19 protein-coding genes and 1 pseudogene are annotated in these 23,144 nt (G+C 59.1%); 14 read left to right on the forward strand and 6 right to left on the reverse strand.

Annotation, left to right across the window (positions count from 1 at the left end; all coding sequences use genetic code 11):
* The first annotated feature begins 358 nt into the window (after positions 1 to 358).
* Entirely contained in the window at positions 359 to 1,078 is a 720-nt protein-coding gene (locus NQ491_RS00115; protein WP_019245408.1) for a pirin family protein, read from the forward strand.
* Positions 1,079 to 1,195: 117 nt separating this feature from the next.
* On the opposite strand, the pseudogene NQ491_RS00120 reads toward NQ491_RS00115, so the two are convergent.
* A pseudogene (locus tag NQ491_RS00120) lies at positions 1,196 to 1,585 on the reverse strand (DUF2721 domain-containing protein); the annotation flags it as partial.
* Positions 1,586 to 1,649: 64 nt separating this feature from the next.
* Entirely contained in the window at positions 1,650 to 2,975 is a 1,326-nt protein-coding gene (locus NQ491_RS00125; protein WP_019245406.1) for an MATE family efflux transporter, read from the reverse strand.
* Positions 2,976 to 3,241: 266 nt separating this feature from the next.
* On the opposite strand from NQ491_RS00125, the gene NQ491_RS00130 reads away from it, so the two are divergent.
* From NQ491_RS00130 to NQ491_RS00170, 9 genes are all read left to right on the forward strand, one after another.
* Complete coding sequence (locus tag NQ491_RS00130; protein WP_019245405.1) at positions 3,242 to 3,853, forward strand: hypothetical protein; 612 nt, start codon at positions 3,242 to 3,244, stop codon at positions 3,851 to 3,853.
* Positions 3,854 to 4,292: 439 nt separating this feature from the next.
* On the forward strand, positions 4,293 to 5,057 hold the full coding sequence (locus NQ491_RS00135; protein WP_019245403.1) for an exodeoxyribonuclease III: 765 nt from the start codon (positions 4,293 to 4,295) through the stop codon (positions 5,055 to 5,057).
* A gap of 26 nt (positions 5,058 to 5,083) precedes the next feature.
* Positions 5,084 to 6,166, forward strand: coding sequence for a DNA polymerase IV (gene dinB, locus NQ491_RS00140; protein ID WP_019245402.1), 1,083 nt, complete (start codon positions 5,084 to 5,086; stop codon positions 6,164 to 6,166).
* 519 nt (positions 6,167 to 6,685) lie between these two features.
* The gene (locus NQ491_RS00145) at positions 6,686 to 8,458 is read left to right on the forward strand and encodes an alpha-L-rhamnosidase-related protein (protein ID WP_026089573.1); all 1,773 of its coding nucleotides are present in this window, start codon (positions 6,686 to 6,688) and stop codon (positions 8,456 to 8,458) included.
* A gap of 306 nt (positions 8,459 to 8,764) precedes the next feature.
* Positions 8,765 to 10,240 carry a rhamnulokinase gene (locus tag NQ491_RS00150; RefSeq protein ID WP_019245399.1) on the forward strand — a complete coding sequence of 492 codons (1,476 nt, stop codon included), beginning with the start codon at positions 8,765 to 8,767 and terminating at the stop codon, positions 10,238 to 10,240.
* An 82-nt stretch (positions 10,241 to 10,322) separates the two neighbouring features.
* Positions 10,323 to 11,576 (forward strand): L-rhamnose isomerase, encoded by a 1,254-nt coding sequence (locus NQ491_RS00155; protein WP_019245398.1) that lies wholly within the window; start codon positions 10,323 to 10,325, stop codon positions 11,574 to 11,576.
* Between the two features lie 91 nt (positions 11,577 to 11,667).
* The gene (rhaT, locus tag NQ491_RS00160; protein WP_019245397.1) at positions 11,668 to 12,711 is read left to right on the forward strand and encodes an L-rhamnose/proton symporter RhaT; all 1,044 of its coding nucleotides are present in this window, start codon (positions 11,668 to 11,670) and stop codon (positions 12,709 to 12,711) included.
* A 68-nt stretch (positions 12,712 to 12,779) separates the two neighbouring features.
* Complete coding sequence (gene rhaM / locus NQ491_RS00165; RefSeq protein WP_026089572.1) at positions 12,780 to 13,094, forward strand: L-rhamnose mutarotase; 315 nt, start codon at positions 12,780 to 12,782, stop codon at positions 13,092 to 13,094.
* A gap of 457 nt (positions 13,095 to 13,551) precedes the next feature.
* A complete protein-coding gene (locus NQ491_RS00170) occupies positions 13,552 to 15,288 on the forward strand; it encodes a hypothetical protein (RefSeq protein ID WP_147524850.1) in 1,737 nt (578 codons plus the stop codon).
* Positions 15,289 to 15,567: 279 nt separating this feature from the next.
* Here the strand turns inward: NQ491_RS00170 and rplI are convergent, their stop codons facing one another.
* From rplI to rpsF, 3 genes are read right to left on the reverse strand one after another with little or no spacing between them, the layout of a single operon-like run.
* Positions 15,568 to 16,008: a 50S ribosomal protein L9 gene (gene rplI / locus NQ491_RS00175; protein ID WP_019245394.1), complete on the reverse strand. Its 441-nt coding sequence runs from the start codon at positions 16,006 to 16,008 to the stop codon at positions 15,568 to 15,570.
* Positions 16,009 to 16,028: 20 nt separating this feature from the next.
* Positions 16,029 to 16,298, reverse strand: a complete 270-nt coding sequence (gene rpsR, locus NQ491_RS00180) for a 30S ribosomal protein S18 (protein ID WP_019245393.1) — start codon at positions 16,296 to 16,298, stop codon at positions 16,029 to 16,031.
* 6 nt (positions 16,299 to 16,304) lie between these two features.
* Positions 16,305 to 16,646, reverse strand: a complete 342-nt coding sequence (rpsF, locus tag NQ491_RS00185) for a 30S ribosomal protein S6 (protein WP_019245392.1) — start codon at positions 16,644 to 16,646, stop codon at positions 16,305 to 16,307.
* 423 nt (positions 16,647 to 17,069) lie between these two features.
* On the opposite strand from rpsF, the gene NQ491_RS00190 reads away from it, so the two are divergent.
* From NQ491_RS00190 to recR, 4 genes are all read left to right on the forward strand, one after another.
* A complete protein-coding gene (locus tag NQ491_RS00190) occupies positions 17,070 to 18,680 on the forward strand; it encodes a fumarate hydratase (RefSeq protein WP_019245391.1) in 1,611 nt (536 codons plus the stop codon).
* A 258-nt stretch (positions 18,681 to 18,938) separates the two neighbouring features.
* The gene (locus tag NQ491_RS00195) at positions 18,939 to 20,783 is read left to right on the forward strand and encodes a BatD family protein (RefSeq protein ID WP_019245390.1); all 1,845 of its coding nucleotides are present in this window, start codon (positions 18,939 to 18,941) and stop codon (positions 20,781 to 20,783) included.
* A gap of 5 nt (positions 20,784 to 20,788) precedes the next feature.
* The gene (locus tag NQ491_RS00200; RefSeq protein WP_026089571.1) at positions 20,789 to 21,553 is read left to right on the forward strand and encodes a tetratricopeptide repeat protein; all 765 of its coding nucleotides are present in this window, start codon (positions 20,789 to 20,791) and stop codon (positions 21,551 to 21,553) included.
* Positions 21,554 to 21,558: 5 nt separating this feature from the next.
* The gene (gene recR, locus NQ491_RS00205; RefSeq protein WP_019245388.1) at positions 21,559 to 22,152 is read left to right on the forward strand and encodes a recombination mediator RecR; all 594 of its coding nucleotides are present in this window, start codon (positions 21,559 to 21,561) and stop codon (positions 22,150 to 22,152) included.
* A 482-nt stretch (positions 22,153 to 22,634) separates the two neighbouring features.
* Here recR and NQ491_RS00210 read toward each other — a convergent pair whose 3' ends face one another.
* Positions 22,635 to 23,012: a Rid family detoxifying hydrolase gene (locus tag NQ491_RS00210; RefSeq protein WP_019245387.1), complete on the reverse strand. Its 378-nt coding sequence runs from the start codon at positions 23,010 to 23,012 to the stop codon at positions 22,635 to 22,637.
* Between the last annotated feature and the right edge of the window lie 132 nt (positions 23,013 to 23,144).

Below are 23,144 nucleotides of genomic sequence, written 5' to 3' on the forward strand. Positions count from 1 at the left end.
TGCGCGTAGGCTTGGAGCCGTTTTTGTCTTGTCTTTCAGTAGGGTACGGCGCGTCCGGTCATGAACGGGTATATCCTGCTGCTCTCCGGATTGTTCCCCGGCGATTGGGAGCGCTTCCGTTTTCCCGCTCTGTTTCTATTCTTCCGTATGATTTGGGTCCGTTTCCGTTTCGTTTTCCGCAAGGGCATCCGCTCCGTTGCCTTGCGGTAGACTGAGGATTTTCTCCGCCCGGCCGCGAGCGGTATCCTGCCGGGTTCCGGATGGCTTTTCTTTCGGCCGGGAGATACCCGGTCCGCCGGGAGAAGCTGGCAGACTATTTGATGTGTAAACATGGCAGTAATTCCTAACGGATAGTTTCATGGACATGCTTTTGCACAAGGCCGCCACGCGCGGCTATTTCGACCACGGCTGGCTCAGGACCCACCATACGTTCAGTTTCGCCGACTATTACGATCCGGCGCGCCTCAATTTCGGTGCGCTGAGGGTCCTCAACGACGATACGGTTGTTCCGGGGGCGGGTTTCGGCATGCATCCGCATCGTGAGATGGAGGTCGTTTCGATTCCGTTGAGCGGCCGGCTCGAGCACAAGGACAGCCTCGGGCACGCGGACGTGATCCGTGCGGGCGAAATTCAGGCAATGAGTGCCGGGACGGGTATCTATCACAGCGAGTACAACCCGAGCCGCAGCGCGCCCGTCGAGTTTCTGCAAATATGGATTTTCCCGAACCGTCGGGGCGTCAAGCCCCGCTACGAGAATGCCGTGATTTCCGATCTGGCGCGTCCCGGCGAGCTGTCGGAGATCGTCTCTCCCTACCCGGGAAACGGTCGCGGCCTGTGGATCTATCAGGACGCATGGCTGTCGCTGGGCGATTTGCGGCAGAATACGCGTGTCGAATACGTGTTGCACAGCGCCGGCAGTTACGGCGTCTACGTATTCGTCGTGGAAGGCAACGTCGAAATCGCCGGTACGACCCTCGGCCGCCGCGACGGGCTGGGCGTTACCCGCATGTCCGACTTCTCGCTTCGGGCGTTGAGCGATACCCGCGTGCTATTGATCGAGGTTCCTCCCGTCGGGTGATTCGCTGCGGTTGCCTCGCTGCGAGACGGGCCGAGCTTCCTGTTGCGTGCCGGGGCGCTTTCTCGCGCGACTTCTGTTCCGGGAACGTTTGGGCCTGTTCTGTCCTTCGAGCCGTTTCTCTTCCACATGGTCGAGATGTACTTCGAGCGCGCGGACCGAGATCAGCAGCTCGCGGATCGATATCCATAGCGAGACGACCAGCAGACCCAGCGCCGCGCCGAACGTATAGACGGCCGTTTTCTGCAAGCCGATGTATATCAGCAGCGTGCATACTACGCACAGCAACAGGCTGCTGACGCCGTAGATCTGCATCGAGCGGGTCATGTGCAGCCTGCGCCGCAGGTTGTCCATTTGCTGCTGCGTGATCGGCGAGGGGTTGCTCTCGTGTTCCTTTTTCAGATTGCGGATGACCGAGGCATAGGCGAGAAAGCGGTTTGTGTAGGCCAGCATGATCAGCGATATGGCCGAAAACAGGATCGACGGGGTCGTCAGTGTCAATTCTTCCATGAGACAGTTTTTTGCGTTTTGCGCGGGGGAGTGCTTTCGGGCCGTTCCCCCGCGTTTTATCGTTTTATATTTTCCGGTCTTGCCAACGGGCCTTTTTCAGGTAGAGGCTTGCCAGCAGCAGCAGTACCAGCGCGTAAACGTGTTCGGTGGTCCAGCACAGCGCGACGTCCGAGTGCCGGTAGAGCACGATCCATACCGTGTAGATCGCGTATACGCTCAGCGTCGCGAGTTCCAGCATCAGGGCCGAGCGGGTGTTGCCGGTTCCCGAGACGACGTTGAAGCGGATGAAGGCCGGCACGCTGATCAGGTAGGATGAGAGCATGACCCGCAGCGAGGCGACCGACCCGTCGATCAGCGACTGCTCGTCGGTGTATATGCGCAGGATCAGCTCCGGGAAAGCTGCCAACAGGGCCAGCAGCGGAATGACGATCAGATAGCACATGCCCACGATCCGCCGCGTCGTGCCGGCGACCAGCTCCGGCTGTCCGGCTCCCATTTGGTTGCTCACGAGCGTGCTGGCCGTCGAAGCGAACGAGCTGACGATGACGAAGACGATGCCCGACACGCTGCGGATGATGTTCGTGACGGCCAGCGGCCGCTCGCCCAGATGCTCGACCGCGATGAAAAAGAAAAACCATGTCGAAATGGCGACGAACATCTGGATCATCGTCCATACCGAGACGTTCAGCATGCCCCGCAGCAGCTTGGGCGAGAATCCCGCGAAGCGGAACAGCCCGTATTTGCGATGATCGATCCTCAGGCGGGTGTAGACGATGAAGAATACCATCGAGATCATCTCCGAGGCCGACGAGGCGATCGCCGCTCCGGCGATGCCCATGGCCGGCAGGCCCAGCTTGCCGAAAACCAGCACGTAGTTCAGTACGACGTTCGACAGTACCATGACGATCGAGTTCAGCGTCAGTGTTTTCGTATTCGTGATGCCGACGAAGAACGCCCGGAACATAATCGCGACGAACGCGAAAAAGAATCCGAACACGCGCCAGTTCGTGTAGCTGACGGCGGCTTCGTACACTTCGTCGGAGCTGATCAGCGAGCGCAGCACCATCGGAGTGAACGTGTGCGATATGACGAACATCACGGCCGCCAGCGACAGCAGGAACAGCAGTCCTTGCTGGAACAGCGGCCCGATCAGAGCATAGGCTTTCTCGCCGTTGCGCCGCGCAATCAGAATCTGAGCCCCGATTCCGAAACCGAATCCGAGCATGAAAATCACCAGATAATATACGCTTCCGAGGGCCGAGGCTCCCAGCTCTACTTCGCCCACGCGACCGAGAAAAGCTGTGTCGGTCAGCCCGATCATGTTCTCCATCAGCAGGCTGATGAGAATCGGGTAGGCGATCGTCCATATTTGCTTGCGGGTCGGTTTCATAAGGCGTGCGGATATTTTGCATTTGCCGTGCCGTTCCGGCCGGAGGCAAAGGGTCGCAAAGATACGATTTTTGTACGGATTGCCAATCGCTCGCATGAAAAATAAGCGGATTGGCGTGTCCCGGCCGGAAAGGGCGGATTGCCGTCGCCGGACAGGCGTCGCTCGGGAGGCGAGGGACCGGTCGATGAGCCGAGGACAGAAAACGGCGGGTCTTTGCATAATCCGGAATAAAAGCGTATTTTGGAAACGATCTGAAAGTCGACGCTATGAAAAGTATCCTATGTACGCTGGTCCTTTGCATGTTTATGGGGGGCGGGCGGATTTCCGTTCTCGGAAAGACGGTTCGTCCGGCCGCGGAAAGCGGCTGCTCGGCTTCTCCTGCCGGCTCGGAAAAAATATCGAAACAACGGGCCCGTGCCTATCGTAAAAAACAGGCTGTTTGGCAAAAGGCTCAGGCCGAGCGCGAGGCGGCACTTCGTGAGGCGCGAATCGAGCGGGACAAAGCCATGCGGGAACGACAAATGGCTTTGCGCGAGGCCCAGCTTGAGCGCGAGGCGGCACTTCGTGAGGCGCAAATCGAGCGGGACAAAGCCATGCGGGAACGGCAAATGGCTTTGCGCGAGGCCCAGCTTGAGCGCGAGGCGGCACTTCGTGAGGCGCAAATCGAGCGGGACAAAGCTATGCGAGAACGGCAAATGGCTTTGCGCGAGGCCCGGATCGAGCGTGAAGCGGCTATGCGCGAAGCGTGTGCGGAACGCAGGAAGGACCTGGACGTTGCCTTGCGAAAGCAGCGGAAAGCCCTGCGAAAGACAGTTGCAAAGCAGAAAAGGGCGTTACGCAAGGCCGAGCGGGCCCGGCAACGGGCATGGGAGCGTTAGGAAACGACCGATCGGAGGCGGCTGACAATTCTTCATCGACGGAAATTCTCGTAGGGTGTCCTCGTGGACCGGTCGCGGTTGGCTATGCCGGGGAGCCGGATAAGGCCGTATACTTCGGATTTCGTTGTTCCGCGGTTTTCTCGAGTGGCTTTCCTTGCGCTCCGGCCTTTCGTTTTACCGGTAGGAAATGGCGCGGGAGCGAATAGCGGCAGGGCTGTAGGTATTGCTTCCCCCGATATTCGTATCGTGCGCGTTGCCGTTGTTTCGGGAGCCCTGCCGCATCGCCGCTTTGAAATATTTGTTATTTTTGTCCGTTGCGGTCCGGGGATCGAGGCGGCTTCGGGGATTCGCGGGAGCGGCCGTCGGCCGGCCGGGAGTCGTCCGCAGCGGCCGGGCGGTTCGTCGCCGCTTATTGCTTGTTTATTATCACCGAAATTCGATGAAGATCGTCACGTACAACGTCAATGGGATTCGCAGCGCAATCGGCAAAGGGCTCTGCGACTGGATCGCCGACGAGCGTCCCGACGTGCTTTGCCTGCAGGAAACCAAAGCCCAGCCCGAGCAGATTCCTTCGGAAGCTTTCGAGCGCATGGGTTACCGCTGCCACTACTTTTCGGCCGTCAAGAAAGGTTACAGCGGGGTGGCGATTCTGACCCTCTGCGAGCCCGACCGCGTCGTGCCGGGCATGGGGATCGAGCGCTACGACAGCGAGGGCCGCTTTCTGAGAGCCGACTACGGCGACCTGTCGGTGGTCAGCGTCTATCATCCTTCGGGCACATCGGGCGACGAGCGGCAGGCATTCAAGATGCGCTGGCTCGACGATTTCTCTGACTACGTGTCGCGCCTGCTCGAGACCCGCCCGAAACTGATTCTTTGCGGCGACTTCAATATCTGTCACCGGCCGATCGATATTCACGATCCGGTGCGCAATGCGACCGTCAGCGGGTTTCTGCCCGAAGAGCGCGAGTGGATCGGCCGCTTTATCGACGGCGGATTCATCGACACGCTCCGGTTCTTTCATCCGGAGCCGCACTTGTATACGTGGTGGAGCTTCCGCGCGAATGCCCGGGCGAACAACAAAGGTTGGCGGATCGACTATGCGATGGCCTCCGAGGCCGTCCGGCCGATGCTGCGCGACGCGCGGATTCTGCCCGATGTCCGGCACTCGGACCATTGTCCGATGCTGCTGGAGATTGATTTCTGACTTTTCCCGCCTCACGCTTCTCACCCGTGCCCGAGCGCAAGATCATACATATCGACATGGACGCTTTCTATGCCTCCGTCGAGCAGCGCGACCATCCCGAGTACCGGGGCCGTCCGCTGGTCGTCGGCCGTGCCGAGGGCCGGGGCGTGGTAGCCGCGGCCAGCTACGAGGCGCGACAGTACGGTATCCGTTCGGCTATGCCGTCGGTCCGGGCCGTGCGGCTGTGTCCCGACCTGATTTTCGTGCCCGGGCGCATGGAGGTTTACCGGAGCGTGTCGGCACAGATTCATCGCATTTTCCATGAGTACACCGATCTGGTCGAGCCGCTCGCGCTGGACGAGGCTTTTCTGGACGTGACCGAAAACAAGGTCGGTTTGGCGCTGGCCGTCGACGTGGCCCGGGCCATACGGCGCCGCATCCGCGACGAGCTGGGGCTTGTCGCTTCGGCCGGCGTGTCGTACAACAAGTTTCTGGCGAAAGTGGCTTCCGACTATCGCAAGCCCGACGGGCTGTGCACGATCCATCCCGACCGCGCGGCGGCCTTTATCGCGCGTTTGCCGATCGAGGCGTTTTGGGGAGTGGGGCGAGTAACGGCCCGCCGGATGCACGAGCTGGGCATCCGTAGCGGGGCCGATCTGCGGGCGCAGCCGCTCGACTTTCTCGTCGAGCGTTTCGGCAAGGCGGGGCGCCTGTATCACCAGTTCGCACAGGGAATCGATCTGCGTCCGGTCTGCCCGACGCGCGTGCGCAAATCGGTCGGCTGCGAGTCGACGTTCGAGAGCGACCGCGTGACGCTCGGCGAGATGAGCGAGGAGCTGTACGCGCTTTCGGCCCGGCTTCGCCGTCGGCTCGAACGCGCCGCGTTCCGAGGCCATACGCTGACGCTCAAGGTCAAGTTCGCCGATTTCCGCCAGATAACCCGGAGCCTTTCGCCCGGAGAAGAGCTGTCGGCCTCATCCGGATTGTTTCCGCTGGCGGAGCGCTTGCTGCGCGAGTCCGGCGTGCCGGGCCGTCCGGTCAGGCTGCTGGGCCTTTCGGTGTCGAATCCGGCGCAGGACCTGCCGCCCGAGCAGCACGAGCTGTACCGCCAGCTGCGACTGGAGTTTTGAGTGCCGGATTCCGCACACGGCGCGTTCTCCGGGCCGGTTTTTCCCTTCGGAAGTAGGTCTCCTCGCTGACGTGTTTTGTGTGTACGAAGCCTCGCCTTTCCTGTCGGTCGTTCCGTTGCCGGGAAAGTTTTTCGAGCCCTATCCCGTTCGGTTGCCGCTGTGTCTCGGCCTTTCACGGCCTTCGGGTATTCCGCCCGACCCGATCCGGGCTTCGGCTGTCTGCGGGTCGTAGCAGGTTTTCGCCGTTCGGTCGCTTCCGTTTCGGTGCGCCGGCCTGCCCGGATACGAAGCCGGGAGCGCTTTGAGCGGGGATCGGCAGGGCGATTTTTCGGGCCGTTTTGCCGCTCCGGCTTGCAATATTGATAAATGATCGCTTAATTTGTAAGATCGGCCGGGCGGCCGTTTCTCGATTTCCGGTCGGTAGTGTCGCCGGAGTTCGGAAAAAGCGGCCCGGCAGGAGCCTCCGGCATGGACGAATATGGATAATTACTGACAAACCTAATGATAATCCGAACCGAAATGAAAAAACTTTTAGCCTTCTCTTGTTTGATGTGCGCCGCGACGCTGTCGGCCGCCGGTCCGATGGGCAAGGGCAGCCTGCCCCCCGTTTTCCCGAAAGACGTGGCCGACAAGGCGCAGTTCGATACCCGGACGCGGGCCTATCTGTCGCCTGTTCGCGTGATGTGGACGCAAAACGGCGAGCTGATCGACGGCGCGCAGAACCTGTTGTTGCAGGGCAACGGCCAGGCTACGACGGCCGCTACGCCCAAGGTCGTCTTTACGGCCAAAGAGGGCAAGCGGCCGTCGATTCTGCTCGACTTCGGCCGCGAGATTCACGGCGGCCTGCAGTTCGTTACCTGCATCCGCGCCTCGACCAAGCCGGTCAAGGTGCGCGTGCGGCTGGGCGAGTCGGTCGGCGAGGCGATGTGCAACATTACGCCCGAGAACGGCGCGACGAACGATCATGCGATGCGCGACTATACGATCGAGCTTCCGTGGCTCGGCGTGTGCGAAGTGGGCAATTCCGGCTTCCGCTTCGTGCGGATCGATCTGCTCGAAGATGACGTCGAGCTGCCTATCAAGGAGATACGTGCGAGCCTTCTCTATCGCGACATTCCCTACCTGGGCTCGTTCCGCTCGAGCGATCCGCGCGTGGACAGCATCTGGATGACCGGAGCCTACACGCTGCATCTGAACCTGCAGGAGTATCTGGTCGAGGCTCCGAAGCGCGACCGGCTCGTATGGCTCGGCGACTTGCATCCCGAAGTGCGCACGGCGCTGGCCGTTTTCGGCGACAACGAGGCTTTGTCGCGCGGGCTCGACTTCGCCCGCGACGAGACGCCGCTGCCTGGCTGGATGAACGGCATGTGCTCCTATTCGCTGTGGTGGGTGCTGATTCACCGCGACTATTACAAGTATCGCGGCGACATGGACTATTTGCGCGAGCAGCAGCCCTATCTGAGCCAGTTGCTCAGGATTCTGATGAGCAAGGTCGATGCCGAGGGGCGCGAGCACCTCGACGGGGGCGGCCGTTTCCTGGACTGGCCGACGAGCGAGGATACGCTCGCGATCGATGCCGGTCTGCATGCGCTGATGCTGATGACGCTCGAGGCCGGCGGCGAGATGCTGACCGCGCTGGGCGACAAGGAGCTGGCCGGGCAATGTTTCGAGACCGCCGGACGGATGAAGAAAGTGACGCCCGACTACCGTACGTCGAAACAGTCGGCCGCGCTGATTGCGTTGGCCGGGATCGTACCGGCCGAGAAGGCGAACGAGGAAGTGCTGAGCGTCGGCGGCCCGCACGGTTTCTCGACGTTCTACGGATATTACATGCTGCAGGCTCAGGCCAAGGCGGGCGACTATGCCGGCGCGATCCGCAACATGAAGGACTATTGGGGTGGCATGCTCGATCTGGGCGCCACGACCTTCTGGGAGGATTTCGACGTGGACTGGCTGAAGAACGCCGCGCGCATCGACGAACTGACGCCTGCGGGCAAAATCGACGTTCACCGCACCTACGGCGACTATTGTTACAAGGGATACCGTCACAGCCTGGCCCACGGTTGGGCATCGGGTCCGACCGCTTTCCTGAGCGAGTACGTGCTCGGCGTGCAGATCGTCGAGCCGGGCTGCAAGGTCGTCCGTGTCGAGCCGCATTTGGGCGATCTGGAATGGGTCGAGGGAACGGTTCCCACCCCCTACGGCGTGATACGGGTCCGTCATGACAAGCGTCCGGACGGTACGGTGCGCTCGAAGATCGAGGCTCCGAAAGGCGTGAAGGTGATCAAGTGACAGACGGCTCGTCGTTCGCGTCCGGCGGGTGCGGCGGACGGTCCGTGAAAAGGACGGTGTCAAAAAACATATTTTTTATATCATTATTTTCACAGACCGTTCGTATCCGTTCGATTAAATTTGTTAACGCAAAACGAAGGGAAAGATACGTACATCCGCCGGGACGTCTCCGGACGAGAAGAGGCGCCGGAGATGAGGCATATATCGCCGCTTCGCCCGGTCTTTTCCCGGGCGGGTAGCAGCAGCCCGCCGTTTTGCGGGGCGATGAGCAAAAAACGAACAACTTAAAACCAAACCTATAGACAGATGAAGCAATATTCGTTTCTCGCGTTCGATCTGGGAGCCACCAGCGGCCGCACGATCCTCGGAACGCTGAACGAGGGCAAGCTCCAGATGAAGGAGCTGACTCGCTTCCCGAACCAGATTCTCGAACTGGGCGGACATTTTTACTGGAATATCTATTCGCTGTACGAGCATCTGAAGGCCGGCATGGTCGCCGCCGCGAAAGAGGATGTCGAGATCGAGTCGATCGGTATCGACACATGGGGCGTCGATTTCGCCTTTCTGGGGTCCGACGGCCAGATGCTGGGCATGCCCTATGCGTACCGCGATCCGCATACGATGGGGGCTCCCGAAGAGTATTTCGAGAAGATCATGTCGCGCAAGGAGGTGTACGAGGCTACCGGCATTCAGGTGATGAACTTCAACAGCCTGTACCAGCTTTACGCGATGAAGCGCGATAAGTCGTCGCTACTGGCCGCCGCCAAGGAGGCTCTGTTCATCCCCGACGCGCTGAGCTACATGCTGACGGGTAAGAAAGTGGTCGAGTATACGATCGCTTCGACCTCCCAGATGCTCAATCCCCGCACGAAGAAGTTCGAAAAAGAGTTGCTCGAGAAGATGGGCGTCGATCCCGAACTGTTCGGCCAGATCGTGATGCCGGGCTACGTGATCGGCGAGCTGACCGATACGCTGGCCGCCGAGACCGGGCTGGGTAAGATTCCGGTCGTCGCCGTCGCCGGACACGATACCGCTTCGGCCGTCGCCGCCGTTCCGGCCAAGAACGAGAAGTTCGCTTACCTGAGTTCCGGAACCTGGTCGCTGATGGGTATCGAGGTGAAAGACCCGATCATCACCGAGGAGACGATGCGCCTGAACATCACCAATGAGGGCGGCGTCGAGGGCACGACCCGGCTGCTGAAGAACATCACGGGCATGTGGATTCTCGAACAGTGCATCAAGGAGTGGAAGAAGGAGGCGATCGAGTACACCTACCCCGAGATCGTCAAGATGGCGCGCGACGCCGAGCCCTTCCAGTCGTTCATCGATCCCGACGACGCGTCGTTCGCCAATCCCAAGAGCATGATCGCGGCGATCAAGGAGTTCTGCACCAAGAGCGGGCAGAAAGTGCCGCGCAATCATTCGGAGCTGATCCGCTGCATTTTCGAGAGTTTGGCTCTCAAGTACAAGAACGTGCTCGACAAGTTCCGCTCGCTGGCTCCGTTCCCGATCGAGAGGCTGCATATCATCGGCGGCGGCGCGAAGAACCGTCTGCTGAACCAGTTCACGGCCAACGCTACCGGCGTGACGGTCGTGGCAGGGCCTTCGGAAGGAACGGCTATCGGCAACATCATGTTGCAGGCCCGTGCCGCCGGCTGCGTGAACTCGCTGCAGGAGATGCGCAACATGATCAGCGAGGCGATCGAGATCGAGACCTTCACGCCCGAGGATACCGACGCGTGGAACGCCGCATACGAAAAGATCAAAGGCTTGATCAAATAAAACCGGACGGGCGGCCGTCCCGCGGCGGCCGGTCCCGTTCTTTCATCGAAATCAATCGTTTCAACTTAAAACCTAAAGACCAATGAAAGACGCACAGATTCAGAAAGCCTACGAGGCCGCCAAGGAGCGCTATGCCGAAATCGGCGTGAATACCGATGCCGTGCTCGAACAGATTGCCAAGGTATCGCTGTCGCTGCACTGCTGGCAGACCGACGACGTGACCGGTTTCGAGAATCCCGACGGCCAGCTCTCCGGAGGTATTCAGGCTACGGGCAACTATCCGGGCAAGGCCCGCAACATCGAGGAGGTCCGCAAGGACATCGAAAAGGTCAAGACGCTGCTCCCCGGTAACCATCGTCTGAACATCCACGCCATCTACGGCGACTTCGGCGGCCAGAAGGTCGACCGCGACCAAATCGAGCCGAAGCACTTCCAGAGCTGGATCGACTGGGCCAAGGCCAACAACATGAAGCTCGACTTCAACAGCACCAGCTTCTCGCACCCGAAGAGCGGCGACCAGACGCTGTCGAACCGCGACAAGGGCATCCGCGACTTCTGGATCGAGCATACGATCCGCAGCCGCAAAATCGCCGACGAGATGGGTAAGCAGCTCGGCGACAAGGCCTGCCACAACCTGTGGATTCACGACGGATCGAAGGACCTGACCGTCGACCGTTACCTGTACCGCTCGCTGCTGAAGGACTCGCTGGACAAGATCTTCGCCGTGAAGTGCCCGAACGTGAAGGATGCCGTCGAGAGCAAAGTGTTCGGCGTGGGTCTCGAAAGCTATACGGTCGGCTCGCACGAGTTCTATATGGGCTATGCCGTTCAGAACGGAATCATGTGCACGCTCGACATGGGACACTTCCATCCGACCGAGGAGACTTACGACAAGATTTCGTCCCTGCTGCTCTTCACTCCGGAGATCATGCTGCACGTAAGCCGTCCGGTACGCTGGGACAGCGACCACGTCGTGATCCTGAACGACAGCGTGCAGCTGCTCGCGCAGGAGATCGTATGGGCCAATGCCTTGGGCAAGACCAATATCGGCCTCGACTACTTCGATGCCTCGATCAACCGCATCGGCGCTTACGTCGTAGGTAGCCGTGCCACGCAGAAAGCGTTCCTTCAGGCCCTGCTGACTCCGATCGGCAAGCTCCGCGAGTACGAGGCCGAAGGCAAGCTGTTCCAGCGCATGGCCGTGCTCGAGGAAGCCAAGAGCATGCCTTGGGCTGCCGTTTACGACTACTTCTGCTACCAGAACAACGTTCCCGTGGCCGAAGACTACATCGCCGAAATCGAGAAGTACGAGAAGGAAGTTACCTCGAAAAGATAGTAACAGCTAACCGATGAGACTATCCGCCGTGCGTTTCGTGCAAGCGAAACGCGCGTGCGGATAGCTCGTATCTTAAAACTACTGCCGGATTATGGAAATTTTATTGGGCTTACTGATCATCGCCATAGGAAGCTTCGGGCAATCTAGCTCCTATGTGCCCATCAAGAAAGTGAAAAGCTGGGCTTGGGAAAGCTTCTGGATCGTTCAGGGTATTTTCGCATGGCTCGTATTCCCGTTTCTGGGCGCGCTGCTGGGCGTGCCTCAGGGCATGGGGCTTTTCGAGCTGCTCGGCTCGGGCGGAGCGCTCAAATCGATTGTTTACGGTGTACTCTGGGGCGTCGGCGGTCTGACGTTCGGACTCAGCATGCGCTATCTGGGCGTCGCGCTCGGCCAGTCGATTTCGCTGGGTACCTGCGCCGGCTTCGGCACGTTGCTGCCGGCCATCTTCGCCGGGACGAACCTGTTCCGGGGCGAGGGGCTGATCCTGCTCGTAGGCGTGTGCATCACGCTGGCAGGTATCGCCGTGATCGGCTATGCCGGCTCGCTGCGTTCGAAGAACATGACCGAAGAGGAGAAAAAGGCCGCGATCAAGGATTTCGCGTTGACCAAGGGCCTGCTCGTAGCGCTGTTGGCCGGCGTGATGAGCGCTTGCTTCGCGCTGGGCCTCGATGCGGGAGCCCCGATCAAGGAGGCGGCCCTCTCCAACGGCGTGAAACCGCTTTTCGCCGGTCTGCCGGTCATTCTGCTCGTAACTTTCGGCGGCTTTTTGACCAATGCCGCCTATTGCATTCAGCAGAACGTGAAGAATCACACCGGAGGGGACTATTTCTCCGTGTCGGGCAGCGTACTGGTCAACAATCTGCTTTTCTGCGCTTTGGCCGGCGTACTGTGGTACTCGCAGTTCTTCGGCTTGGAAATGGGCAAGAGCTTCTTGGCCGACTCGCCGCTGCTGCTCGCTTTCTCGTGGAGCATTCTGATGTCGCTGAACGTCACCTTCTCGAACGTATGGGGCATTCTGCTCAAGGAGTGGAAGGGTTGCGACCGCAAGACGATTACCGTGCTGGTCGTCGGCTTAGTGATTCTGGTCTTCTCGGTCTTCGCTCCGTCGTTGATGAACATGGCTTTCGGATATTAGCCGCATGAACCTATTCGGGTTTTGCGGGCCTGCCGCCTGCGGAACCCATAACCGAATAAAACTTCGAAATTATGAGATGTGCATTCAAAATGAAACTCAAGCTCGGATGCGAGGTTGAGTATGAGAAGCGCCACCGCGCCATCTGGCCCGAGCTGGTCAAACTGCTCAAGGAAACGGGCGTCAGCGAGTATTCGATTTTTTGGGACAAGGAGACGAATTTGCTGTTCGCCGTTCAGGAACAGGCGGGCGACAGCGGCTCGCAGGATCTGGGTACGAATCCCGTCGTTAAAAAATGGTGGGATTACATGGCCGACATCATGGACGTCAATCCCGACAATTCGCCGGTGTCGATTCCCCTGAAGGAGGTTTTCTATATGAAATAGGGAATCCTTCCGGTTTCGGCCGGTTGATCGGATGCAGCGGAGGGCGGCCGACGGGCCGCCCTCCGTTTTTCGGGTTTTCGGTCTTGTCGTCCGACGATGTTCCGAAATTTTTCCGAAATATGCCGTATTCGGGTCAAAATGTTTATCTTTAGGGTAGTGTTAGTACCCGATTATGTCGAAACTCACCCGTCTCTGCATCTGTTTTCTCGCCTTTTGTCTTTTTCTCGACGGTTGCACCGAACGGACGAACGTCGATGTCGGTTGTCGTTCTATTGTCGGAATGCGGTTTCTGAGAGCGTTCGTTCCGGACGATGGCGTTGCGTGGCGCCCGGCGGATTGGCCGTCGCGCTGCAGCCGAAAGCGGTCTCTTGCGGCAGCAGCGGCATGCCGTCTCTCTGCGGGTTCGTGCCTTGGCAACGGTCAATTTGTTCAGTTGACGATTTAAATGGACGATCATATGCGAAATTTCACCCGTCTTTGCGTTTTTCTGCTGTTTATCTCTTGTTGCTGGAGCGGTTGCGGCGACCGTTCGGTCCGGCACCGGATGCTGGAGGCCGAGGCTCGTTTCGACACGGTACCGTCGGATATTTTCCGGCTGTTGTCGGAGGTCGGGTCTCCCGACAGTCTCTCTTCCGAGGACCGGGCCCTTTACGATCTGCTGACGCTCAGGTCTTACAGCATTGGGGGTAAGCCGCTGCCCGACTCGCTGGTTCGGCATGTGTACGCATACTATCATGCGACCGACGACAGCCTGCACCGTGCGCGGGCATCTCTTTATATGAGCCGTCTCCATTACAAGTCGAGATCCCATTTCCGCCAATGGTTGCTTCCCCTGCTCGAGGCAGAACGTTACGCGCCTGCGGATAATTTGCTTCTTCGCGGCCAAATCTCTTCCGACATGGGAGCCGTCTATGAAATGCAGTACGAGGACGAACTGGCATTCGACAAGTATCGCCGGGCCTACGAGATTTTCAAACGGCTGGGACGGTTGGATTTGCAGGTTCGGGCCGCCGGTCGTACGGGGTACGTGCACTTTTACCTGCACCGCTACGACAGCGCCCGATATTATTTCCGGGAGGGATTTCGGATATCCGGGATTCTCCGCGATACGGCCATGCTCTCGAATTTTGAATACAGTATAGGGAACGTTTTCAAATACGAGAACAGGCTCGATTCGGCCTATGATTATTTCAATCGGGCGATTGCGTGGAGCCGGGATACGACCCCTGAGATGCGCCTTTTGCTGGCCGATGTCTACCTCGAGCAGAACAAGGTGCTCGACGCCCGAAGGACTTTGCTGAAAGGACTTTCCGTTTTCAAGCGGAGGAAGGACACGGCCAAGATATGCGGCGCGTATCTCGTTCTGAGACAAATCGAGGAGAAGGCCGGGAACCGGGAGTTCGCGCTGGTGGCTGCCGACAGCGCCCACAGATACAAGGATTTTCTGACGGACTTCGTTCAGGAGAACCTGATCTCCGAGATACGCAAGGATTCCGATAACTTGCAGCTCGCCGGCGAGCGTAACCGGCTGTTGCTCCAAAGGCGTAATCTGTGGCTGGTTCTGTCGCTTTGTCTGGCGGCGCTTCTGGGCGGTCTTTGCCTCTACTTCGTGGCCGTCTCTCGCCGCGACCGGCGGATTTTGCAGGCCGAGTCCGACCGCCGGCGTCAGGAGAACGAGACGCAGCGGGTCCGCTTGCAGTTACAGGGCGAGACGATCAGCCGTCAGCAGACCGAATTGAGGCTCGAGCGCATGCGCTCGAAACTGGGCGAATCGCGCCAGCTGCTGTTACGGCATTTGGAGGTGCAACGCCATATCAGCGAGTTGAAGCGGGCAGGAGAGCAGGAAGACGATCTTGACGGACAGCAGGTCGCTCGTTTGATCGACCGATTCTCGCTGACTCCGAATAGCTGGCCCGAGCTGGCTCGGATCATCGATCAGATTTACGACGATCTGCCGGTGGGCCTTTCGGAGGTTTATCCACAGTTGTCGGTCGACGACGTTCGTCTTTGCTGCATGATTATCGTCGGTTTGTCGTCCTCGGAGATCGCGCAGGTTCTGGACATCCGTACCGAGTCCGTCTACCGCAAGCGCCGTCGTCTGAAGAAGAAATTGTCTTTGGGCGAGAAGGACAGTCTTCGCGAGCACTTGCTGCGGTTCATAGACCGGATGGCGGACGATCCGCGAGCAGTCTGACGGTTTCGTAAGAGACCTCGGTTCGTCTGCGTCCGGAGCCGTTCGACGACCGTTCGGACCGTAACCGGGACGATGTGGGGGCGACCCGACATGGGATTCATGGACTGTCCGTTTTCTCGGCCGGCAGGCCGCGGAGAGTCGCTTGTCGAAATGGCGGACGTTTCGGTCGGATCGTTTCGGCCGGGAAATCTCCGACAGGCGTTACGGCGGTAGCATGAATAAAGACAGCGCCCCGTTTCCTGTGAAACGGGGCGCTGTCTTTATTTAGAAAACTCTGCCTTACTCTTCGGCGACCACCTCGAAATGAACGGTCGCGGAGATTCCTTTGTAGATTTTGACAGAGGCTTCGTAGGCTCCTATCGTCTTCACTGCATCCAGCGAGATGCTCTTGCGATCCACCGTGATGCCCTTGGCTTCGAGGGCTTCGGCCAGGTGAGCCGCCGTGATCGATCCGAAAATGCGTCCTTCCTCGGCCTTGGCCGTCAGCTTCAGCGAGGTTTCGGCGATCTTGGCCGCGAGCGCCTCGGCGTCGCCTACCAGCTTGGCTTCCTTGTGGGCCTGCTGCTTGAGGTTCTCGGCCAGTATTTTGCGGGCCGAAGCCGTCGCGCTTTTGGCCAAACCCTGCGGGATCAGGTAGTTGTTCGCATAACCGGGGCGTACGTCCACGATGTCGTTTGCATAGCCCAACTTGTCTACGTCCTTGATCAGAATGACTTCCATAGTGTATCCTCCGGTTTAGATTATTTGAACATGTCGGTTACGAAAGGCAGCATGGCCAAATGACGGGCACGCTTGACGGCGGTAGCCACCTTCTTCTGGTACTTCTGCGAGGTACCGGTCAGGCGGCGGGGCAGCAGTTTGCCCTGCTCGTTGAGGAATTTCTTGAGAAACTCCGCGTCCTTGTAGTCGACGTATTTGATGCCGGCTTTCTTGAAGCGGCAGTATTTTTTCTTCTTGACCTCTACGGTAGGCGGGTTGAGGTATCTGATTTCCGATTGATTCTGTGCCATGACTGTTTACTCCTGTTTTGATTTGTTCTTGTTTCTGCGTTTTTCTGCGTATTCGACGGCGTATTTGTCCATTCTGAAGGTCAGGAAACGGATCACGCGCTCGTCGCGGCGGTACTGGGTCTCGAGCTTCTCGACGAGGTCGCCTTCGCCCTCGAACTCGATCAGGTAGTAAAAGCCGGTGGTCTTCTTCTGGATCGGATAGGCCAGCTTGCGCAGTCCCCAATCCTCGGAGGAGACGATCTGACCGCCGTTCTCGGTGATGACACCTTGGAATTTGCCGAACAGTTCCTTCGTCTGGACGTCAGACAGAACCGGAGTGGCAATGAAAACGGTTTCGTAATGATTCATAATCGGTTGAATTAATCGTTTGTACAAAATGTGCCGCAAAGGTAGCAAAAAATAATCAATCCGCAATACTTTGCCTTGAGTCGGAGGCTTTTCCGCCGGTAGTCCGGTCCGCTCCGGGCTCGAACTGTCCGGTCCCGCCCGGGCGGCCGTGCCGCAGGATGTTCCGCGTCGTGTCGCCCGGTCTCTATATCTTTTGCGTCCGGGAGGATAGGGGGGAGGGGGCGAGCGTTTGTCCGGCGCTTCGGCGCGCGTTTGCGCTTGTCGCCTCCGGCAGGCGAACGCTTCCCGTTCCATTCGGCTTTGCCGGGCAGAAATTATTCCGAAACGGCCGGACGAAACGGCGAGATTTTTACCGTTAGCGGACTAACAAACGGAAAACAATTCTTACCTTTGTCCGTGTGGAATTTTTAAAACAGAGATGATATGGCTGAATTCATTTATCAGGAACCGTTCCCGCTGTCGGAGGATACGACGGAATACCGCCTGCTTACGAAGGATTACGTGAAAACGGTCGAGTGCGACGGCCGCCGCATTCTGAAAGTGGCCCCCGAGGGTCTGGAACTGCTGGCGCGCGAGGCGATCGCCGACGTGTCGTTCTACCTGCGCGCGTCGCATCTGCAGAAACTGACGCGCATTCTGGACGATCCGGAAGCGACCGACAACGACAAGTTCGTCGCCTATACGATGTTGCTCAATCAGACGGTCGCCGCCGAAGGCGAGTTGCCGACCTGTCAGGATACCGGTACGGCCATCGTGATCGGCAAGAAGGGCGAGGACGTCTATACGGGCTGCAACGACGCCGAGATGCTCTCGAAGGGTATCTACGAGACATACCGCGACCGCAACCTGCGCTATTCTCAGGTCGTTCCTTTCACGATGACCGAGGAAAAGAACACCGGCACGAACCTTCCGGCCCAGATCGACCTGTACGCGACTCAGGGTAATGCGTACAGCTTCCTGTTCATCACCAAGGGAGGGGGCTCGGCCAACAAGACGTTCCTGTACCAGCAGACCAAGGCGCTTCTGAACGAGAAGTCGCTGACCGAGTTCATCAAGACCCATATCATGGACCTCGGCACGTCGGCCTGTCCTCCGTACCATTTGGCCATTGTGATCGGCGGTACGTCGGCCGAGGCCAACCTCGCCGCCGTCAAGAAGGCTTCGGCCGGATACCTCGACCATTTGCCCACGTCGGGCAACGAGGGCGGCCGTGCGTTCCGCGATCTGGAATGGGAGGAAAAGGTGCTTAAAATCTGTCAGGAGAGCGGCGTGGGCGCCCAGTTCGGCGGCAAATACCTCGTGCACGACGTGCGCGTGATACGCATGCCGCGCCATGCGGCCTCGTGTCCCGTAGGCATCGGCGTGAGCTGCAGCGCCGACCGCAACGTGAAGGCCAAGATCACCGAGGACGGCATTTTCCTCGAGCAGCTCGAGAAAAATCCGGCCCGTTTCCTGCCCAAGACCGCTCCGGGCATGAAGCCTGCCGTCGACATCGATCTGGACGAGGGAATGGACAAGGTGCGCGAGATTCTGTCGAAATACCCTGTCAAGACGCGCCTGAACCTGAAAGGCACGCTGATCGTCGCGCGCGACATCGCCCATGCCCGCATCAAGCAGATGCTCGACGAAGGCAAGCCGATGCCCGAGTATTTCAAGAATCATCCGATCTATTATGCAGGTCCGGCCAAGACGCCGCAGGGCATGGCTTCGGGTAGCTTCGGCCCGACGACCGCCGGCCGTATGGACCCCTATGTCGACCTGTTCCAAGATCACGGCGGCTCGCTCGTGATGGTGGCCAAGGGCAACCGCTCGCAGGCCGTGACCGATGCCTGCCGGAAGCACGGGGGCTTTTATCTCGGCTCGATCGGCGGTCCGGCCGCCGTGCTGGCCCGCAACAGCATCAAGAAAGTCGAAGTGGTCGATTTTCCCGAGCTGGGCATGGAGGCCGTGCGCAAGATCTACGTCGAAGACTTCCCCGCCTTTATCATCGTCGACGACAAGGGCAACGATTTCTTCGCCGAGTTCAAGAAATAGGACTTCGTTTTTGCAAGAAGTCGGAAAGTTGGCCGGAGGGCGCTCCGAGAATCATTCTCGGAGCGCCCTCCGGCTGTTTTGCATCATGGATATAGAACCCCGGATCGGGACATCCGGGAACGGATCGCGAGGGTATAATAAAAAGAGAGTCGGTTACGTTCTATCAGGAGTTTGTCCGAAATAGCGGGTCGGATTTTCCGTTTTGCTAAAAACCGTTATTTTTGCAGCTAATTGATCTGTTCAAATATGTTACGTGCGATGAAATACCTGCTTGCGGTGGCGGCGTTGCTGTCGCTGACCTTTCCGGCGCGGGCCCAGAAAGTCGACTTCGAGGTCGGCGCTCCGGGCGTGGTGGCCGTGGGCGAGGCTTTCCGGATCGAGTTTACGGTGAATGCCAAGCCCGACGGGTTTACGCCTCCCGCATTCGGCGGGTTCGACGTGCTGGCCGGCCCGACGACCTCGGAGGGGACTTCCGTGTCGATCGTCAACGGCCATGTCAGCAAGACGGTTTCGTTTACCTATACCTATGTCCTGCAAGCCCAGAACGAGGGGCTGGCTACCATCTCGGCCGCATCCGTACAGGTCGAAGGCAAAACCTACTCGACCCGGCCGCTGACGATCGAGGTGGTGTCGGGCGAAGCGATGCCGGGGCAGGGCGGCGCTTCCGCCGGAGGCGCGGATAAGAAAGCGGATGCCGAAGCTCGGAGCGGCAAGCTGGCTCCGGACGATATCCTGCTGCGGGTGACCGTCAATCGGAACAATGTCTACAAGGGGCAGCCCGTACGGGTAGCCTTCAAACTTTATACGCGGGTGCAACTGAGCGGAATAGAGAGCGTCAAGTATCCTGCTTTCAACGGTTTCTGGGCGCAGGAGCTCAACGTAGACGGTTACAGTTGGCAGCGGGAGACGCTGAACGGCAAGGTCTACGACGCCCGTGTCGTGAAAGAGGTGCTGCTTTACCCTCAGCAGTCGGGTACGCTGCATATCGAGCAGAGCAGCATGACGGTCGTCGCACAGATCGTCGTTCAGTCGCGTAGCCACAGCCAGTCGCTTTTCGACGATTTCTTCGGCGGCCAGTCGGTGCAGGAGGTGCGCAAGAATCTGTCGGCAGCGCCCGTACCGGTGACGGTCAGGGATTTTCCTGCCGGCGCGCCGGCTTCGTTCAACGGCGCGGTCGGCAAGTTCCAGCTCAACGGCAGCCTCGACAAGCAGACCGTAACGGCCAATGCTTCCGATACCTATCTGCTCAAGTTGTCGGGAAGCGGTAATCTGCCGCTGATTCAGGCTCCGAAGCCCGAGCTGCCCGCCTCGTTCGAGTCCTACGGCAACGGGAAGTCGACCGAGAGCCTCAGCCATAATGCCTCGGGCATATCCGGCTACAAACAGTTCGAGTTTCCTTTTATTCCCCGGGCGGAGGGCAATTATTCGATTCCTCCGGTCGAGTTCAGCTATTTCGATCCCGATGCGGCCAAGTACGTCACGCTGACTACGCCGCCTTTCGGAGTCGAAGTGCTGCCCGATTCGACGGGCGGAAGCTCCGGCGGGGGGATCGTCAGCGGCATCGGCCGGGAGGACCTGAAAATTCTCGACAGCGACATACGGTTCATCCGGCTCGGCGACTCGGGCCTTTCGCGCAAGGGAAGCCTGCTGTTCGGGAGCGCCGCCTACTTCGGGATGCTCGCCGTGCTGTTGGCTTTGTTCGTCGCGGTTTACCTTTACTTGAAAAAGCATCTGCGCGACTTGCAGAACGTGACGCTGGTGCGCAATCGCAAGGCGAGCAAGGTCGCTCTCCAGCGTTTGCGTGCCGCGCACGATCATATGGCGGCTCGCGAGGAGAAGCAGTTCTACGAGGAGATGCTTCGGGCGCTGTGGGGGTACATGAGCGACAAGCTGAACATTCCGGTGGCCAATCTTACCAAGGACAATATCCGCGAGGAATTGCTTCGCCGCGATATTTCCGCCGAGCTGGCCAACCACTATATCGGCATCATTTCCGATTGCGAGTACGCGCAGTATTCTCCTTCGGCCTCCGTGCAGATGACCGAGCTGTACGGCGAGGCCGTGCGGATGCTGTCGAAATTCGAGTCCCTGATTAAAAAGTAATGGCGATGAAAAGGATATTTCTTGTGCTGGCGCTGTTGTCGGGCCTGTGCGTCCGGGCCGCTGCCCCGCTCGATACGGAGAAGATATGGAACGACGCCAATACGGCTTACGTCAATGCCGACTATCCGGCTGCCACGGAGGGGTACGAGCGGTTGCTCGGCGAAGGGTACGAGAGCGCTCAGCTCTACCTGAATCTCGGCAACGCCTATTTCAAGCGGGGTATGAACGGGCGGGCCATACTCAATTACCGGAAGGCGCTCAGGCTCGCTCCGGGCGACGAGGATATCCGTTACAACCTGTCGATCGCCGAAGCCCGCACGCAGGATCGTATCGAGTCGGTTCCCGTCTTTTTCGTCAAGCGGTGGATCGTGTCGCTCGGACGTTCCGTCGGGAGCAACACGTGGGCCGTGCTGAGCCTCGTGTTTTTCGCGCTGATGCTTTTCTGCACGGGCGTGTACCTGTTGTTGAGGCGTGTTTCGTTCCAGAAAGCCGGATTCTGCGGAGCGCTCGTCTCGCTGTTGCTTTTCGTCGTTTCGGTCGCGTACGCGTCGGCCGGGCGCAAGGCCCGCCTGCATCCCGACGAGGCGGTCGTCATGAGCTCGGCCGCGCCGGTCAAAAGCTCGCCCGACGCTTCGAGCACCGATATTTTCGTGCTGCATGAGGGCACTAAGGTCGGCGTCCGCAACTCGCTGGGGGACTGGCGCGAAATCGTGATCGCCGACGGAAACAAGGGTTGGATTCAGGCTTCGGCCATCGAAATGATCGATTAGCCGATATGTCGAAACTTTTGGACGAGGTCGTATCGGAGCTGTCCCGCCTGCCGGGTATCGGCAGACGCACGGCGATGCGGTTGGCTATGCATCTGCTGCGCATGGAGCCCCGCGACGTGGAGCTGATGTCCGAATCGATTTCCCGGTTCCGGACCGACATACGCTATTGCTCCCGGTGCAACAATCTGTCGGACGACGATCTCTGCGAGATTTGCGCCGATACGTCGCGCGATGCGTCGACCGTCTGCGTCGTCGAGCAGGTCAAGGACCTGCTGTCGATCGAGAATACCCGTCAGTATAACGGGCTGTATCACGTGCTGGGCGGCGTGATCTCGCCCATGCAGGGCATCGGCCCTTCGGACCTGAAGATCGACCTGCTGCTCGACCGTATCGCCCGGGGCGACGTGCGCGAGGTGATTCTCGCGCTGAGCACGACGGTCGAGGGCGAGACGACCTCTTTCTACATTACGCGGCGTCTCTCCTCCTGCGAGGGTGTGCGCGTTACGTCGATCGCCCGAGGTATCGGCTTCGGCGATGAGCTCGACTATGCCGACGAGCTGACTATTGCCCACGCGATTCACAATCGTCGCCCGGTCTGATACGGCCCGGCTCTCCTTTTGCTACGTTTGCGGTTTCTCTGCCGTCTGCTGACAGGCCGTTTGCCATCGCGGACGAGCGTTCGCTTGTCCGGCCGGATTTCGGTCCGCAGACCGAAGGAGCTCGTCTGTTCAGGGGAATGCCGCATTATGCCTGCCGTCGCTTCAAGCGGGTCTTACGATTCGCATGAGCTGCGTCTGGGATCGTAAAACGGATTCCGGACGGATGTACGGTCCGGTCTTTCATTTTTTACGGCCCGATCCGTCTCTGTTTCAGCCAAGGAGCTTTCGGACTGAAATCCGGCTGATTCCGGGCTGCGCTTGGCATGTGTTCTGCCTCACGTCTGCGGACAGGCTTTTTGCGAAGCTCGGCCTGTTTCCCGGATCTTTGTCGAATGTCCGTCCCTTTTACGCATCGGGGCATGCCTGTTCCCGAAACGGCTCTGGCCGCTCCGTTGGAAGACATTCGCGTCGGAGTCCGCTCGCTACTTGACCGCGATCGTTTCGATTTCGACGCGGGCGCCCATCGGCAGACGCCCTACCTCGTAGCAGACGCGGGCGGGCATGTCTTTTGCATAGAAACGCGCGTAGACGGAGTTCATTGCGGCGAAGTCGTTCATGTCGGCAAGCAGGACGACCGATTTGACGACGTCCGAGAGCGAGTATCCCGCTTCGCGGAGGATCGCTTCGACGTTTCGCAGCGCCTGCTCGGTCTGCTGCTCGACGGTATCGGGCATCGTACCGTCGGCCGGGTCGATCGGGAGCTGGCCCGAGACGTACAGCGTGGCGCCCGATGCCTCGACTCCCTGAGAGTAGGGACCCACGGCAGCCGGGGCCGCCGAAGTGGAGATGATTCTTTTCATAGCTCGGTGTGTGACGAGTTCGGTTTTCGCAAATTTAGGGTAAAACCGTGCAGGTACGTTCCTGCTCTTTGAAATATTTCGTATTTTTGCGCTGAAATTTATTCAATAACTATATAGGAAAAACAAAAGGAA

The organism is Alistipes ihumii AP11 (assembly GCF_025144665.1).
Taxonomy (GTDB): Bacteria; Bacteroidota; Bacteroidia; order Bacteroidales; family Rikenellaceae; genus Alistipes_A; species Alistipes_A ihumii.